This is a genomic window from Streptosporangium sp. NPDC000563 (assembly GCF_040299985.1).
Lineage (GTDB): Bacteria > Actinomycetota > Actinomycetes > Streptosporangiales > Streptosporangiaceae > Streptosporangium.
In genome coordinates this window covers 1,002,321-1,017,189 of the sequence record NZ_JBEPDA010000001.1, presented here as the reverse complement: position 1 = coordinate 1,017,189, position 14,869 = coordinate 1,002,321, and the positions used below count along the sequence as shown (strand labels likewise).

The following is a 14,869-nucleotide window of genomic DNA, read 5'->3' as shown; positions in this document are numbered from 1 at the left end:
CCAAAAGGCCTCTGTGCTGACATCAAGATTTCAATATGACCCATGAAAGTCCTACAGGAGTCCTCTCAACGGCCTTCCGAGAGATGAACGGTAACTCCAGCATTACAGACAGCGAGCTTCATCGCCCATAAACGAGCCCGTCCGGCGCTGCACACGACCGAACGGGCTCTTGATCAGGAAGCGAGTCCTGACCCGATGAACAACCCTATTGCTCCGGTTCTCGACCGGACCACGACAAGCGGCTGTACCTGTTTCAACGACGCGCCGCCGCTGCCGATGGGATGCGCCGTCTGTGGACACGCCCCCTACGCCCACCACTGTCCCGGCCAGGCCAACGACCACGAGTACGCGCAGCCGACCGGCACGCTGATGGCGATGCGCCTGGAAGCGCGCCGCCGCACCGGCCCGCAGCCCTTCCCTCTGGTCGAGCAGCCCGTCGTCGTGGCGCCCGCCGAGGTCATCCCCCTGGTCCCCGCGCAGCGCCGCTCCGAGCCGCCCGCACCGACCGCTCCCATCGAACCCACGCCACTGCCCGAGCGAACGCCGCGCCCCTTCCCCCGCCCGGCCCTAAGACCCGCCGCCACCGCACCGGCCCGACGCGACGACAGCCGACGTCCCGCACCCCGCCCGGTCGAGACGCGAACCGACCGCGCGACCCGCCTGGCGCTCGCCCGCGACACCCTCGCCCACCGCAGGGCCCGCATCGCGGCTCGCGCGCACGACCACAGTGCCTCACCTCCGAGCACGGGCTTGAAGCCGGCCACCTGGCCGCTCGCCCCCCAAACCCTCCGGCCGGGGCCCACCGCCGCCCCCGGCCGGAGCCGCCCCCCGAACACCCCTGCACCCCGACGGCAGCAGCCCCACCGTTGGGAGGCCGCAGCATGAACGCGACCCCGCAGGGCAACCCCATGAGCAGGCGCGGCAGTGCTCCGGTTTCCCAGGCGTACGCCGCTCCGCCGCCCACCCCCGCCGAACAGCCGACCGCCGTCCAGCTCGCCGAGAAACTCGCCGCCATCCTGGGCAACGTCTACGGCATCTCGGCCGACGTCCACCCCCTCGCCTCCGGCAACGCCATCGTCTCCGTCTTCCTCGGCCTGCTCGCCTACACCGACGGCGAGAACTTCTGGTGGACCAGCCCCGAACTCAGCCACTCCGGCTCACCCCTGCTCAGCTCCGCGCTGAGGCTGCCCGTGGCAGCGGCCCAGCTCGCCGAGCACTACCGGATCCTGCGCGCCCGCCCCGCCGCCAGCCTCCTGGAAGGCGAGCTGCCGCTGCTGGCCGACGTGATCCCGGCACAGTATGTTGTCCCGCGCTGACGCCGACGCCACCCGCGCCGCCAGGCAGGTGCAGCAGTACGCGCCGACCTGGCTGGTCATGTGGAGCCTGCGACACCGCCGCTTCGAAGCATGGGAATGCAGCGACCCGCGCGAATGCCGCATCATCCACGCCCAAAGCGCCGGTGAGCTGTGGGACCTGATGGAACAGGCCGAACTCGAACTCTGGTGGACCCTGCCTCCACGCGCCGCGCAGCTCACACCCGCTGCGGACGGCCACCCGGGTTCACCAGTCCCCGTGGCCCCGGGATTCGTCCCGGGGCCACGGCCCCACCCCGACGAAAGGACTCGGTCGTGATCCCGCCTTACGGCACGCCGGTCGGCGACCGGTTCGGCGCGACCACCCGGCGGCCTGGCGCGATCACCGCTCTCAGGTGTCTGCGGACCGAGCTGCATGAACACGGGATCCTCTCGGAGATCTCCTACGACGAAGGCCCACCCCGCCTCGTCATCAGCCCCGAGCTGACCGTGTGGGCCGACCACAACGGCGAGTTCTTCACCTGGGGCACCACCTTCATGGAAGAACCCGCCACCTCCGCTACGGCCGATGGCGTACCGCAAGTCGCACGCCGCATCGCCGGACAACTCGGCGAGCACCACACCGAGCCAGCCACGGCTCCATAAGCAGCGCGGCGGCACGGCGAGTGGCCTCCCGTGCCGGACTCCCCGCGGGGCCAGGCGAGACCGGTAATAGTCCGCCCTCTTCCCACAGCCATGAAACGACAGCCCCGATGACATTCGATGTCCTACCGTGGCGGCCACGCGGCCCACCTCGACCGCAGCTGCCCCACCAATCCACTCCGCACCTTGGAGGCGCACATGACCTGGACCATGCTCGACCACCCCGGATGGGACCACACCACCACTCCATTGCGCGCTATGCGGACCCCCACCGGCACCTGGCTCATCACCCACCCCGACACCGTCACCCCGCTCAACAGCGACGGTGCCGCCCCGACTCTCGACACCTACGACCCCACCACCCTGCACGACGCGCCGCTCCCCGCGGGGCTGCGCACAGCCCTCGACCGGCTCGGCCCGGTCCGGAGGTGGCGTAACTCTGACCTATGGGAGGCGCTGGCGACCGCGATCATCCGGCAGGTCATCCGCGCCGGACAGGCCCGCAAGATGCACCACGCGTTCCGAGCCGCCGCTGGCGACCGAGTTGGGGATACTGCGCTGATCCCTACCCCCGAGCGGGTACTCGCCCTCCCCGATGAGGAGTTCACCGCCCTGGGGATGGCGTTCAAGCGGCGGCCACTGCGAGCCGCCGCATCCGCCTACCTGACCCACCATGTCGAGTGGGCGAACCTCGACCCCGAGGTCCTGGTCAAGGCCGTACAGGCGGTGCCGCGCATCGGCCCCTGGACCGCCGGAGCCGCCGTCGCTGACTACAGCGGCGATTACAGCCTCTACCCCTACGCCGACCTCGCCGTCCGCACCTGGGCGGCCCTCGCAGACCCCTCCACCACCTGGCCCGCCACCGAACCGGAGTTCGCCGCTGGCTGGCAGCACCTGGCCGGGCCGCACCTATCCACACTCACTGTGCTCACACTCGCCTGGGGAGACCAGCATGCACGCACTGATCAAGGGAGTACGCACCACTGAACAAGGCACCGCCCCTGCGCAGCTCGACCTGCTCCTCGTCAACGCCCCCCTGCGGGACTACACCCTCCGGCCCCGCGTCAACGACTACACACTGCCCGTCCTCGGCATGGCCTACATCGCCACCTACGCCGCCCAGCACGGCTACCAGGTCGGCATCCTGGACGCCGAAGCCGCCGGCCTACCCATCGCCGACACCATCGACCTGATCAACCAGGCCGCCCCCCGCTGGGCCGGATTCAACCTGCTGGCCCCCACCTACGAGATCAGCGCCGACATCGCCGCCGCCCTTGCCCCCGGCATCCGCATCATGGTCGGCGGCCACCACGCCAAGGCCATGCCCGTCCCGATCCTCACCGACCCGCGCATGGCCCGCTGCACCGCCCTCATCCTCGGCGAAGCCGAAACCCGGGTGGTGGAACTTCTCGCCGATCACCGTAACCGGGCTGATCTGCCCGGCCTCATGTGGATCGACCCGCTCCTGGGCACGCCGGTCACCGGCGGCCGACCTGGCACCAGCCACCACCTGGCCCCGGACATCAACAGCCTCCCGTTTGTGAACCGGGAGTTTCTGGCCCAGGACCCATACCTCGCCGACGACGGCCGCATCGAGGCCAACATGGTCGGGGCCCGCGGCTGCCCCTACGACTGCAGCTTCTGCGGCGCCGCGGTCAGTGCGAACCCCGACGTGACGATCCGGGTGCGGGACCCGCTCGACATCATCGCCGAGATGCACCAGCTTCGCGCCGAGCGCGGGGTGACGGCGTTCCGGTTCGTCGATGACCTGTTCCTCGGCGCCCGGCGGGTGATCGACCAGATGATGGGCGCCTTCGCCCAGGCCCGTATCGGCGAGTGGGCGGTGTGGGACGCCACCGGCCGAATCAACGTTCTGCACCGGGCGCCTGACGCCACTCTCGACCTGCTCGCTGCCTGCGGGCTGCGGGAAGTCGCGCTCGGCATCGAATCCGGATCCGAGCGGATGCTGACCTACATCGACAAGCGCATCACCCGGGAGATGATCCTCAGCGTCGTCCAGCGCCTCACCAGCCGCGGCATCAAGGTGAAGGGCTACTTCATCCTCGGTTTCCCCACCGAAACCCGGGAGGAGATGAGGGCCACCGTCGACCTGATCCACCGTCTGTGGGACCTCAACGACAACCAGCCTGGAACGTTCCGGACCAGCGTGTTCCAGTTCCGCCCCTACCCCGGCACCCCAGAGTGGACGCGGCTCATGGCCACCGGTCAGTACACCGCTGACCAACTGCTCGACTACGCGCCCGTCGACCTCGGCGGCGAAGAGGCGCTGCGTGGCCGTGACGAGTTCAACTTCAGCTCCGGTATCCAATTCGGGGAAGCAACCGAGGAAGAGATTCACCAGCATCTGGCCGATCTCGCTCGTGCCCAGCACGCCCGCCTTCAGAGGAGCATGTGATGCCCGGCTTGCTCATCACCCTGGACGGGCCCGGCGGCGCCGGCAAGTCCACCCTCGTCGCCCTGGTCGCCGAGCAACTCGCCACGGCCGGATGCCCGGTGTTGGCGACCCGGGAACCGTCCGACGGCCCCCTCGGCACGATGGCCCGCCAGCAGACCGCGACGTTCTCCGGGACCGCGCTGGCCTGCCTGGTAGCCGCCGACCGCTACCACCACTTGGAGACTGAGATCCACCCCGCGCTGGCGAAGGGGGCGGTGGTGGTCTGCGACCGATACGTGCCCTCCTCTTACGTACTACAGAGCAGAGACGGCGTCCCACTGGACTACATCCGCCAACTCAACGCACCAGCCACCCGACCAAACCTAGCCGTCCTGGTGACCGCCGCGGCGCCCGTCCTGGAGCAACGACTCGCCGTTCGGGGCGCGCATTCCCGGTTCGAGCACGAAGGCTCCAGTCTCGCCGAGGCCACCTTGTACGAGGACTTGGGCGACATCCTGACTTCCGATGGGTTCGCCTTCCATCGGATCGACACTGGTCATCTGTCACCGCAAGACGCCGCTTCGGCCCTCACCAGCCACATCCTTGAGCTATCGTCGCGGGCGTCACCCCATCGGGAAAGGCCACCGACCTTATGACGCAGCGCCAGCAGGTCACCGTCGATGTGCACGTGATCCTCGAACGCGACGGCCACATCCTGTTGTGCCTGCGCCAGGGCACCGGGTACGCCGACGGGCTGTACTGTCTGCCCTCCGGACACCTCGACCCCGGCGAGACCGTGATCGACTGCGCGATCCGTGAAGCCTGCGAGGAGATCGGGGCTGTCATCGCCCCAGGTGATCTGCGACCGGCCACCGTGGTGCACCACCTGTCTCCAGAGGGGCAGCCCCGGGTCGGGTTCTTCTTCGTCGCGCTCCGCTGGGACGGCGAGGTAGTCAACGCCGAGCCGAACAAGTGCGCCAAGGTCGAGTGGGTGCCCATCGACTTCCTGCCGGACAACACCGTGCCGTACACGGTCGCTGGGATCAGGCTCTACCGCGAAGGAGTCGGCATCGGTGTGCACGGCTGGCCCGACCCGGCAGCCGTATAACGCGAACACGGCCTCGGCCCTTCGAGGAAGAGCCGAGGCCGTGGCCCGCAATACCCGGTTTCCAAGGCTTGGCGTGCGCGGGCATGTGATTGATCGGGAAGCCGAACACCACACTGTGGATAACCCCTCGCTGTGGGGAAAAGTCTGTGGATAACTCAGGGGAGCAGCACCTCGCCGGCGAGGCCGGCCACGACGGGGATGATGCCCAGGAAGACGAACGCGGGCAGGAAACACAGTCCCAGGGGAGCGACGGCCTGGACCCCGACCCGTTGGGCGGCCGCCGCGGACGCGGCGCGGGCGACACGGCGAGAATCGTCGGAGAGTCTGGTGAGGACATCGGCCACCGGTGCGCCGCTCGACGCGGCCCGGCTCATGGCACGGGCCAAAAGGGCGAGCGGGCGCTCGGAGGCCAGAGCCCGCCAGGCGTCCTCCGGCGCGGCTCCCAGCCTCAGCTGGCCACTCACCCAGGCCAGTCTCTCGCCCAGCGGTCCCCCGATCGCCTCCACCGTGACATCGATGGCTCCGGTGATCGGCTGACCGACGCGCAGACAGGCGACCATGAGGTCGGCCGCCAGCGGCAGATCCGCGGTCAACCGCCTGCGTTCCTCACGAACTTCGGGTGGCTCCCGCCTGCGCAGGATCATCAGTGCGATCCAGAAACCGGCGACGCCCATGACCACTCCCGGCAGGCCGCCCACTGTCAGGAACGCCACCAGCCCTGGAGCTACGGCGGTCGCGAGTTCGCCCCGGCCCGGCCGTCGCCTCTCCCTCGGCTCCCGGGCCGTCCTTCCTCTCGGCTCTCGGAGCATCCCCGCAGGTCCTCGGTCCACCTCCGCAGGTCCTCGGACCGTCCCCGCAGGTCCTCGGACCGTCCCCGCAGAGGAAAACGCGGGTGCTTCCGCCTCTTGCCGCACCCGAGGGAGCCCAGTCGGCTGCCCCACCCCGGGGAACCCGGCCGGGTGAGGTGAACTCCGCACGTGGCGGAGCCGGTCGGATTGTTCTCTCCGGGTGCTCCACAGTCGGCCGGCGATTCCGGCGAGCACCACGGCCAGCAAGATGATCATTACCTTTCCTCCCCACGTCTCCACGTTCTGCCCACATCTCCACGTCCTGGTTTTCGCCTCCGTCGGCCTCACGTCACGGCTTCCTGAACCCCCTGGCCTAATGTCCTGCCTTCCTCACTCCTGGACACGGGCCTCAGCCCTCCCGAGGTTGCGGGTCTGACCTTGCCCGGCAGGCGTGCTGAGAAGGGCGACGAGCTCCTTCCCTGTTGGCGGCCGAAAGGCGTGCTGGGACCCGGGGTGGGCGATGTGGGGGGACCTGCGCAGGTCGAGGGTGGTGGGCAACCCGCACGGGGCACTCACCGGCCAGATCCTCTGGGCACGTGGCTGTCAGATCCGCTGGGCACGAGTGACCAGACGGTGGGTCCACCACAGACCACAGGCGTCGAGCGCGAGGCCGACGACCAGGCAGCCCGCACCCGCCGGGCCGCCGAAGAGGAAGTGCAGCGGGCGCATGCCAAGGCCGGCTGCCATCAGCAGACCGAGAACGGGCAGAGCCGCCAGCAGCCGGGCCGTGGCGCGGGGACCGGCGAGCTGGGCGGCGACCTCGTGACGATGAGCCTGGGCCTCTCGCAGCGAACCGGCGACACGGTCGACGAGAACGGCCAGACCCGCCCCGGCGGTCACGCTCGCCTTCCAGCAGGCGGCCAGCCCCCGGAACGCCTCGCCGCCGTGTTCGGGTGCCACGGCCAGCAGAGCGGCGGGGACGTCACCTCCGTCTCTCGCCGCCGCGACCAGCGGGCGCAGGGCCACGGGCTCGGGAAAGCCCGCCGCCCCCACGGCCCGCGCCAGCGCCTCGCCCGCCGTCCGTCCCGCCGCCAGCTCGGCGGAGAGCCCCTGGCACAGCTCGATCGACGCGATCCGCCAGGCGTCCGCACGCCTGGAAGGCCGTGCCCGCGCGATGAACCTCTCGTGGAGGGAACCCTGCACGATCGGGCGGCGCCGCCTCATCCGGCGCAGGCGAGCGGCGCCAAGGTCCGCCCCCATCCACAGCCACGCCGCCACAGCGGCGAGGACCAGGGCGGTCGCCATCATGTCGCCGGCCGTGACATCGACCGTGGCACCGACCACGCCCTCGGCTCGTCAAAGCCCGGATCACCCGGATCACCCGGATCACCCGGATCACCCGGATCACCCGGATCACCCGGATCACCCGGATCACCCGGATCACCCGGCGCGTCCGGGGAAGCCTCCCGGCGGTGACAGGACGCGGACACCGCCTGACATGAATCGGCGACGCCGGGGGCTCGGGCCGCGAGGGCCGGCAGACCTGGGCCGGGGGTCACCTGCCCGTCCGGAGCGAAGGTGAGAGCAGATTCGGCCTCGACCAGCCCCGAAGGGCGACGGACCAGCATGCAGATCTCGGCGACCCGGCGACGTCCGTCGGCACGGTCACGAACCAGATGGACGACAACGTCCAAGGCGGCGGCGATCTGGCTGTGGACCGCCTCCCGGCTGAGACCCGCCGCGCACCCCAGCGCCTCCAGACGGGGTGGCACATCGGTCGCGGTGTTGGCGTGCAGGGTGCCGCAACCTCCCTCATGACCGGTGTTCAAAGCATTAAGAAGATCAACTACCTCGGCTCCCCGCACCTCTCCGACGACAAGCCGGTCGGGGCGCATCCGCAGGGCCTGACGGACGAGATCACGCAGGCCGACACCGCCCGCACCCTCAAGGTTGGCCGGGCGCGACTCAAGGCGGACGACGTGGGGGTGCAGCGGTCTCAGCTCCGCCGAGTCTTCGACGAGCAGCAGCCTCTCGCCGGGGTGAGCCAGGGAGAGCAGGGCGGAGAGCAGCGTCGTCTTGCCCATATCGCGTAAAAGACACACCTAGCGCGAATCGGCCCCAAGCCGGTGCTGGAACACCTGCTCGGGGCCTTGACCCCCGCCTGTGACACCAGGAGTGGACCCATGACCATTAGTAGCATCCCCGAGCCGGAGGACGTCTCCGCGCTCATCAGCGAGACCGAGGCATTCCTGGCCGCCCAGGAGCCCGTGACCCAGCCCGCCACCAACGTCCCGGCCGTGACCGGCGAGACCCGGCGCGTGCGCCAGCTCCGGGCCGAGGTGGCCGAGGCCAGGCTGCTGGCCGAGCTGCAGGACGACGACACCCCGCTGCAGCTGGACACCGTCCGCGTACGCAAGCGTCGCCGAGCTGCACACGAGGCCGCACGCCTTCACCAGCTGGCCCAGGACCCGGCGATGAAGGCTTGGCAGGCCTCCCGGATGCGCAAGCTCCTGGTCACCGTGGCCATGATGTCGCTGACGCTCGCGCTGGCCTGGTCGACGGCCGGTGTCCAGGTGTTCGCCTCCGAGGGTGCTCCGGCCTGGTCGCCGTCATGGGTGTTCGCCTGGCTCGTCGAGCCGTTCATGAGCATGGCCCTGCTGGTCGTCGTCGGCGCCCGTGCCTACATGGCCACCCACGGCCAACCCATCGCGAGTAAGACGCTCACGCGGATCGAGTACCTGTTCCTGGCCCTCACGCTCGGTATGAACGCCTGGCGCCACCTCCCCGGCGTGGCCGACGATTTCTCCCTCTCCGCTCTGGTCCTCCACACCCTCGGACCCGTCGTGGCCGTGGCTATCGTGACCGCTCTCCCGATCATCCTGGCCGCGTTCACGGCGCTGGACCACAGCCGGAGCACCAGCGCGGAGGCTTGCGCGTACACCCCTCCGGCTACCCGGCGGCCTTCGCCCTCCGCCCCTGCTGAGCAGCAATCGGATGGAGGCTCGGAGACCCGGACGGCTACCCCTCCGCGTGGCCGCTCTCTGGGCGACCACCGGACGAGCCTGACGCTCCTGATCGCGAACGGCGCTCTCCCGGCGAAGCCGTCGGCGGAGGCCATCCGGAAGGCGCTCGGCTGCAGCCGCGCCACCGCGCAGACCCTTCGCGACGAACTCTGAGCCCCCGCCCTCAGCTCACACGAGGGCCTGACGAAGCCACCAAGACAGTGCGACCCCGGTCGGTGCACCACCACCGGCCCGGGGTCTAGGGCCACCCCTGCGCTTACCAGGAGCGAACCTTGCCCAACCGTACCCCGGGGATCCGCCGGGCTGAACTGCCCACGGATCACTTCACGACGATCAGTAACAGGTGGGTCCGCGACAAGCGGCTGACCTGGAAGGCGCGCGGCGTCCTCGCCTGGATGGCCTCCCACAAGGTCGGTTTCCGGATCTCGGAGAAGACCCTCATCGCCGCCGCACCGGACGGGCGTGACGCCGTACGCGGCGCCCTCAAGGAGCTGGAGCGCTACGGCTACCTCATCCGGGAGCGCCAGCGCGCGGCCAGCGGGAAGCTCGGCAGCACCGACTACATCCTCATGGACCCCTGGACGGCCGGAAACCGGCAGGTCGCGACCAACGACGGAATTCCCGTCGCTGGTGAGCACGGCCAGCCCGCACCTACGACGGATTACCCGTCAATGGGCGCTACCAGGGGAAACACCGCCGATGCCCAGGTCGGCCCTGTGACGGATAACCCGGCGGAGGCTGCCACCAGCAAGAACGAGGCATCGTCGCAGGTCGCGACCAACGACGGATTTTCCACCCTCTTTAAGAAGAACAACAACCAGAAGACCAGGAAGAAGAACAACGACGAAAACCCTGCTTCTCCTCTCGCCGTAGGCGTCGTTGCGGACCGTAACGCGCGAGACGCCGTCACGACGCCTCCGGCGAACCGGGAAAACCTTCCTCGGATGGCTGGGGATGTGCTCGGCCTGCTCCCGGACCACTACCGGTCGGCCCCGGCCTGGCTGCGCTCCCGGCTGCTGAACAAGATCACCGAGGCCCTGACCGACTACGGCCCCGCTGCGGTCGCGGCCTACGCCGCCAAGTTCCTGGGCGACCCGAATTTCGGCGCCTACGAGCACCTGCGCCGGTTCGACGACATCGTCCGCAAGCTCGCCGCAGACGTCGCCGAGGGCATCACCTGCCCCTCCTGCGGCCTCGACGCTCGTCACCCGTTCTGCACGGCCGGAGGTGCCTGAGATGGCTGCTGCCGAGATCGAGCGCCCGACCCTGCACGTGGTCCCGGATGTCGACGAGAGCCCCATGATCGACGCCGAGAGCACCGCAGAGGAGACCCTGACCGGAAGGCCAGTTGATCTTCCCGAGGACGTTGACGGCGACTCTGTCGCCATCTACGCCACGGTCACGGGCCGAGACGTCACCCGTCAGCCGATTCTGCCCGCGTGGGCTCGCTCCCGTACCGACTTGGCCGCTGCGGCGCGCTGGTGGGCGGGCACCGTCGCCTACCGTGTCGCCTTCCACGCCTGGCGCTCCCCGGTGTACGGCCTGCGGGTCATCCGGTGGACGCCGGTCGGCGGCGGGCGCCTGGTCGGCCGCACCTGGCAGTGGATGACCGACGCCGAGTCCCGCCCGCTGCGGCGGTCCATGGTCATCGCCAAGGACAGTGACGCCTACCTGCGTCTGGTCAAGCAGCGAGACCAGACGGTCCGCCGTCGCATGGTCGCCACTGCGGCGGGCCTGGCGGGCCTGGGAGGCATCGGGACGGCGTCGTGGGTACTGCTGCCCTGGTGGGCTCAGGCGATGCTCTACGGAGGTCTGACGCTTGGCCTGGCACAGGTCGGCCGCCCGGCGGACAAGCCCCTTACCTCGGTCGCCGTTTCCGTGACCAGGTACCACCGGCTGACGGCCGAGCGTGTCCGGGAAGCCCTGTGCGTTCTCGGCATCACCGGGATGAAGGACCCCAAGGCGATCACGTTCCCGACCGAGATCCACCGGGACGGCCCCGGCCAGCTGGCGCGCGTGAACCTCCCGGCTGGCGTGGAAGCCGTGTCAGTGGTCGAGAAGCGCGGCAAGCTCTCGTCAGCCCTGCGGCTCCCCATCGACCAGGTCTGGCCGATTCCCGGCCCCGACCACGCCGGACAGCTTGACCTGTGGGTCGGCTACCAGCCCGCGTCGAAGATGCGCCCGCCGAAGTGGGGCATCCTCGCCGACGGCGCGCGGACGTCGGTGTTCGAGCCGGTGGCCTTCGGCGCCGACCAGCGCCAGCGCCCGGTGTCCTCGCCCCTGTTCGCCCGGAACTGGCTGATTGGAGGCATGCCGGGGTCGGGCAAGTCGTATGCCGCCCGCGCCCTGGCCCTGGTCGCCGCGCTGGATTCGACGGTGGAATTCAAGATCGCCGAGTACAAGGGCACCGCCGACTTCGCCGACTTCGAGCCGATCGCGTCGGAGTACTACTGCGGTGTCGACGATGAGGCCATCGCCGGAGGCGCCGGGATCATCGCGTGGGGCCTGGCCGAGGCCGAGCGGCGCGGTAAGCGGATCAAGAAATTCCGGGCCGAGGGCAAGGCGCCCGAGGGCAAGGTGACGCCGGAGCTGGCCACCGCAGGCGTCGGCCTGCACCCGGTCGTCATCCTCATCGACGAGGCGCACGAGCTGTTCCTGGCCGACAAGGATGCCGCCGTCGGCGCCGAGCGGCTGATCAAGCGCGGTCGCGCCCTGGGGCTCATCGTCATTCTCGCCACCCAGATCCCCGACAAGGACAGCCTGCCGCCGAACATCACCCGGTGCGTCAACATGCGCTGGTGCCTGGCCGTCCAGGACCAGGTGGCCAACGACATGATCCTCGGCACCGGGAGCTACAAGCGCGGCATCACCGGTACCTCTTTCCGGCCGGAGATCGACGCCGGGTGGGGCATGGTCACTGGCCTGAAGGACCCCTCCGCCGTCAGGTCGTTCTACCCCTCCGAGGCCGAGGCGAAGAAGATCCTCAACCGGGCCGTGCAGCTGCGCGGTGGCCGCGTCCAGACCAGCCAGGAAGAACAGCCTCGGCTTGATGTCCTGGCCGACGTCGTCCGCGTGTGGCCTACCGGCCGCGCGGGCCTGCAGTGGCAGACGCTGGCCGAGATGCTCGCCGAGACCCGGCCGGAGGCGTACGGGGACCTGACGGCCGAGTCGGTCTCGTCGCTGGTGCGGGGCTGCGGTGTCCCGTCCGAGGATGTCAAGGCCGACGGCAGGGTCTTGAAGGGGTGCAAGCGCCTGGAGATCGACGCCGCCGTTGAGCGCCGTGAGCTGACTGCCAGGTAGCGGCGGGTTCGGTGTCTCCAGCCCCTCCCAGGGGTCGGTTTCTCGGGGCACCGGACTTTGCCGGCGACCCGCTACCTCAGAACGTCCATGCAGGTCAGGACGGTAGCGGGGCCGAGTAGCGGGTCCGCTACCTCGATCGCGCCCGCAGGATCCAGACGGTACGGCCTGGACCCTGCGGGACACTGCGGACTTCAGCTGTCCTGGTCGCCACCGAACATCGCGCTGATCCACTTCACGAGGCGGTCAAGCACTTCGAGGACCCAGTCCTGGCGATCCTTCGGTAGGAACGGCCAGAAGAGCAGCCCCGGAAACAGCGCCAGGACGAGCACCAGCAGGGGTAGAGCGATCAGGGCTGCCACGAGAACGCGCAGCCACTGGGGGAACCCTTTCACGTTGGTCCTTTGCTTCGATGACCAACCGACGCTGCGGGCGCAGCAACGGGTGTTCCTCTGGCAAGGCGTGATTAGGGATGGAACGGGTTGCCTACCGGGAGCCACCCGGGTCGAGATGGCCGTGAGGGAAAGCAACGTCAGGAAGCATCGACGAGAGGCGGCTACCTCTAATTCGCTCCCTCGGAAAGTGCTCCGAAACAGCTCGAACGCCGATGCCCAGGCCGTAACCACACGGACATTGCGAAGAGCGTATATCCGTGGGCCAACCGCCGCAGGCAGTTACACATCCCCGGTGCTCGCTACCCTGCCGAGGCGCCGGTTTCGGGGTCGCCCTCGGGGTGCCGGACGGAGAGGTTTGCCACGCAACCGGAACAGGCCAGCGAGGAACCCGAGTCGAACGCGATCCTGCCGATGCCCGAGGAGTCGACCGGTCTGACGTCCAGCCCGCAGATCGCCTCGGTGATATCGCGGTCGGCGCGGTTACCGGGCACCGCGTGCCGGATCCCTCGATTAGCCTTGAGGACGACGGGGAAGTTCTCGAAGCCGACCACGTAGAACACCGGCTCGGCACGCGCCCGCGATGGGTACGAGATCACCGTGAGATCGGCCGTGTGAATCGTCCACCGCCGTTGGCCCGGAAACCCAGGCACGGCGTCGTCCATCTCGACCAGGGCGTAGGTAGACGAGCCTCGCGTGATGAGCCAGAGCACGTAACCGGTGTTGCCGACGAGCCTTCGGGCCGACTGGGTGAAAGTGTGGCTGAAGAACAGGGAGTCGACGACCACACGGCATCCGGCCGAGGCGGACGAACTCATGCCGGTACGTCGTCCTCGGGCGGCTCGTACTCCCAGGACCACGCTTTGATCCGGTTTTTCACGGCTCGGATTCTCAGCCGGGCTAGGTTCTCGTCGACCAGGACCCGCTCGCACCCGTTCGCGAATGCCTTATCGGTCAACAGGCCGAGATACTTCGCCTCCCAGCCAACGTCAGTGTGCGCGACCTCGTAGCCCAGGATCTTCGGCTCGTCGCCGGTTTCGCCTTCCATGCTCGCAGGCTATGACGCGGTATAGAGCGGTGTACAGCGGTAGACCGCTACCCACACATTTATGCAGCTCAAGGCCGTTCTACGTTGAGTGCTATGGCAGATGCGCAGGAAGTCCCCGACTTCAACCCGTCGGACATGGCGTACGTCTACGCCCAGATGGCCGACCACATCGCCCTGCGCATCGCCGCCGGTGACCTCCGCCCCGGATCCCGCCTACCCGGAGAACGCGCCCTGGCCGAGGAGTACGGCGTAGCGCTCGGCACCGCCCGAAGGGCCGTCGAGGAGCTGCGAGACCGGGGACTCGTCGTGACTCTGCCCGCCAAGGGAACGTTCGTCGCGGTCGAGGACGAACCCGAGGCGGACCCGGCCGCACCGGCCTGAACATACTTAATACGCACCCCTGCGACTGAGGCGGGCCGGCAAACCGTCCACACGTAAGTTTTCGCAGGTCAGAGACATGTATGACAAACCGCGGTGGCCCCTGTGCGGGGCCGACCTGAGTTGGGACCTCGTTCCGCGTTCGCGGTGGCTGGATCCCAACTACAGGGACGGGGAGATCCGCGTTTCGTCCACATGCGGATCCAGCCACCTAGTAACTACTTGGCGCCGCGAGGCGAGGACTCGACCAGACCGAGTCACGCGATAGGGCCGTTGATGACGAGCGCCAGGGCCTCGAGAGCCCGAGTGGCGAATGAGCGTTGGACGGGGGCGCCGCTCATGTCGCACAGGAGCAGTCCGAGACGCTCCAGGACCTGCCGTTTTACACCGTCATCCCGGTGATCGGCGAGGCCTGGACGGCCGGGACCGTGTGGCCGATGGCCCCACCCCGGAACGTCGCGTAACCAGCTCTAGGCGGCGCCGTG

The 14,869-nt window shown here is 69.1% G+C and carries 17 protein-coding genes and 1 pseudogene; 12 read left to right on the top strand and 6 right to left on the bottom strand.

Annotated elements, in window-relative coordinates; genetic code table 11:
- Positions 1-195 precede the first annotated feature (195 nt).
- The 8 genes from ABT352_RS04780 to ABT352_RS04745 all read left to right on the top strand — a co-directional run bounded on the left by ABT352_RS04780 (position 196) and on the right by ABT352_RS04745 (position 5,458).
- Positions 196-885 carry a hypothetical protein gene (locus ABT352_RS04780; protein WP_350942533.1) on the top strand — a complete coding sequence of 230 codons (690 nt, stop codon included), beginning with the start codon at positions 196-198 and terminating at the stop codon, positions 883-885.
- Positions 882-1,316 carry a hypothetical protein gene (locus ABT352_RS04775; RefSeq protein WP_350942532.1) on the top strand — a complete coding sequence of 145 codons (435 nt, stop codon included), beginning with the start codon at positions 882-884 and terminating at the stop codon, positions 1,314-1,316. Before ABT352_RS04780 ends, ABT352_RS04775 begins: the two co-directional genes overlap by 4 nt.
- Entirely contained in the window at positions 1,300-1,632 is a 333-nt protein-coding gene (locus ABT352_RS04770) for a hypothetical protein (RefSeq protein WP_350942531.1), read from the top strand. The genes ABT352_RS04775 and ABT352_RS04770 overlap by 17 nt, the downstream gene beginning before the upstream one ends.
- Positions 1,629-1,958, top strand: coding sequence for a hypothetical protein (locus ABT352_RS04765; RefSeq protein ID WP_350942529.1), 330 nt, complete (start codon positions 1,629-1,631; stop codon positions 1,956-1,958). Before ABT352_RS04770 ends, ABT352_RS04765 begins: the two co-directional genes overlap by 4 nt.
- Before the next feature lie 117 nt (positions 1,959-2,075).
- Positions 2,076-2,942, top strand: coding sequence for a DNA glycosylase family protein (locus tag ABT352_RS04760; RefSeq protein ID WP_350942528.1), 867 nt, complete (start codon positions 2,076-2,078; stop codon positions 2,940-2,942).
- Entirely contained in the window at positions 2,908-4,371 is a 1,464-nt protein-coding gene (locus ABT352_RS04755) for a B12-binding domain-containing radical SAM protein (RefSeq protein WP_350942527.1), read from the top strand. The genes ABT352_RS04760 and ABT352_RS04755 overlap by 35 nt, the downstream gene beginning before the upstream one ends.
- Entirely contained in the window at positions 4,371-5,006 is a 636-nt protein-coding gene (gene tmk / locus ABT352_RS04750) for a dTMP kinase (RefSeq protein WP_350942526.1), read from the top strand. Before ABT352_RS04755 ends, tmk begins: the two co-directional genes overlap by 1 nt.
- On the top strand, positions 5,003-5,458 hold the full coding sequence (locus ABT352_RS04745; protein WP_350942525.1) for an NUDIX hydrolase: 456 nt from the start codon (positions 5,003-5,005) through the stop codon (positions 5,456-5,458). The genes tmk and ABT352_RS04745 overlap by 4 nt, the downstream gene beginning before the upstream one ends.
- A 155-nt stretch (positions 5,459-5,613) precedes the next feature.
- Here ABT352_RS04745 and ABT352_RS04740 read toward each other — a convergent pair whose 3' ends face one another.
- From ABT352_RS04740 to ABT352_RS04730, 3 genes and pseudogenes are all read right to left on the bottom strand, one after another.
- Positions 5,614-6,171, bottom strand: a complete 558-nt coding sequence (locus ABT352_RS04740; RefSeq protein ID WP_350942524.1) for a type II secretion system F family protein — start codon at positions 6,169-6,171, stop codon at positions 5,614-5,616.
- A 678-nt stretch (positions 6,172-6,849) separates the two neighbouring features.
- Entirely contained in the window at positions 6,850-7,590 is a 741-nt protein-coding gene (locus ABT352_RS04735) for a type II secretion system F family protein (RefSeq protein ID WP_350942522.1), read from the bottom strand.
- Between the two features lie 167 nt (positions 7,591-7,757).
- Positions 7,758-8,327: pseudogene (locus ABT352_RS04730) on the bottom strand (ATPase, T2SS/T4P/T4SS family); the annotation flags it as partial.
- Positions 8,328-8,429: 102 nt separating this feature from the next.
- On the opposite strand from ABT352_RS04730, the gene ABT352_RS04725 reads away from it, so the two are divergent.
- From ABT352_RS04725 to ABT352_RS04715, 3 genes are all read left to right on the top strand, one after another.
- Entirely contained in the window at positions 8,430-9,422 is a 993-nt protein-coding gene (locus ABT352_RS04725) for a hypothetical protein (protein WP_350942521.1), read from the top strand.
- 119 nt (positions 9,423-9,541) lie between these two features.
- Positions 9,542-10,504 (top strand): hypothetical protein, encoded by a 963-nt coding sequence (locus ABT352_RS04720; RefSeq protein ID WP_350942519.1) that lies wholly within the window; start codon positions 9,542-9,544, stop codon positions 10,502-10,504.
- 1 nt (position 10,505) lies between these two features.
- Entirely contained in the window at positions 10,506-12,569 is a 2,064-nt protein-coding gene (locus ABT352_RS04715; RefSeq protein ID WP_350942517.1) for an FtsK/SpoIIIE domain-containing protein, read from the top strand.
- Between the two features lie 191 nt (positions 12,570-12,760).
- On the opposite strand, the gene ABT352_RS04710 is transcribed toward ABT352_RS04715, so the two are convergent.
- From ABT352_RS04710 to ABT352_RS04700, 3 genes are all read right to left on the bottom strand, one after another.
- Entirely contained in the window at positions 12,761-12,961 is a 201-nt protein-coding gene (locus tag ABT352_RS04710; protein WP_350942516.1) for a hypothetical protein, read from the bottom strand.
- Between the two features lie 299 nt (positions 12,962-13,260).
- On the bottom strand, positions 13,261-13,776 hold the full coding sequence (locus tag ABT352_RS04705; protein ID WP_350942514.1) for a hypothetical protein: 516 nt from the start codon (positions 13,774-13,776) through the stop codon (positions 13,261-13,263).
- Entirely contained in the window at positions 13,773-14,006 is a 234-nt protein-coding gene (locus ABT352_RS04700) for a hypothetical protein (protein WP_350942513.1), read from the bottom strand. Before ABT352_RS04700 ends, ABT352_RS04705 begins: the two co-directional genes overlap by 4 nt.
- 93 nt (positions 14,007-14,099) lie before the next feature.
- On the opposite strand from ABT352_RS04700, the gene ABT352_RS04695 reads away from it, so the two are divergent.
- Entirely contained in the window at positions 14,100-14,387 is a 288-nt protein-coding gene (locus ABT352_RS04695; protein WP_350942512.1) for a winged helix-turn-helix domain-containing protein, read from the top strand.
- The last annotated feature ends 482 nt before the right edge of the window (positions 14,388-14,869 follow it).

Excerpts from the sequence above, each read along its gene's own strand:
- ABT352_RS04775 (WP_350942532.1), top strand. The coding sequence starts at position 882 with ATGAACGCGACCCCGCAGGGCAACCCCATGAGCAGGCGCGGCAGTGCT.
- ABT352_RS04700 (WP_350942513.1), bottom strand. The coding sequence starts at position 14,006 with ATGGAAGGCGAAACCGGCGACGAGCCGAAGATCCTGGGCTACGAGGTC.
- ABT352_RS04780 (WP_350942533.1), top strand. The coding sequence starts at position 196 with ATGAACAACCCTATTGCTCCGGTTCTCGACCGGACCACGACAAGCGGC.
- ABT352_RS04725 (WP_350942521.1), top strand. The coding sequence starts at position 8,430 with ATGACCATTAGTAGCATCCCCGAGCCGGAGGACGTCTCCGCGCTCATC.
- tmk (WP_350942526.1), top strand. The coding sequence starts at position 4,371 with ATGCCCGGCTTGCTCATCACCCTGGACGGGCCCGGCGGCGCCGGCAAG.
- ABT352_RS04745 (WP_350942525.1), top strand. The coding sequence starts at position 5,003 with ATGACGCAGCGCCAGCAGGTCACCGTCGATGTGCACGTGATCCTCGAA.
- ABT352_RS04770 (WP_350942531.1), top strand. The coding sequence starts at position 1,300 with ATGTTGTCCCGCGCTGACGCCGACGCCACCCGCGCCGCCAGGCAGGTG.
- ABT352_RS04705 (WP_350942514.1), bottom strand. The coding sequence starts at position 13,776 with ATGAGTTCGTCCGCCTCGGCCGGATGCCGTGTGGTCGTCGACTCCCTG.
- ABT352_RS04715 (WP_350942517.1), top strand. The coding sequence starts at position 10,506 with ATGGCTGCTGCCGAGATCGAGCGCCCGACCCTGCACGTGGTCCCGGAT.
- ABT352_RS04695 (WP_350942512.1), top strand. The coding sequence starts at position 14,100 with ATGGCAGATGCGCAGGAAGTCCCCGACTTCAACCCGTCGGACATGGCG.
- ABT352_RS04760 (WP_350942528.1), top strand. The coding sequence starts at position 2,076 with ATGTCCTACCGTGGCGGCCACGCGGCCCACCTCGACCGCAGCTGCCCC.
- ABT352_RS04755 (WP_350942527.1), top strand. The coding sequence starts at position 2,908 with ATGCACGCACTGATCAAGGGAGTACGCACCACTGAACAAGGCACCGCC.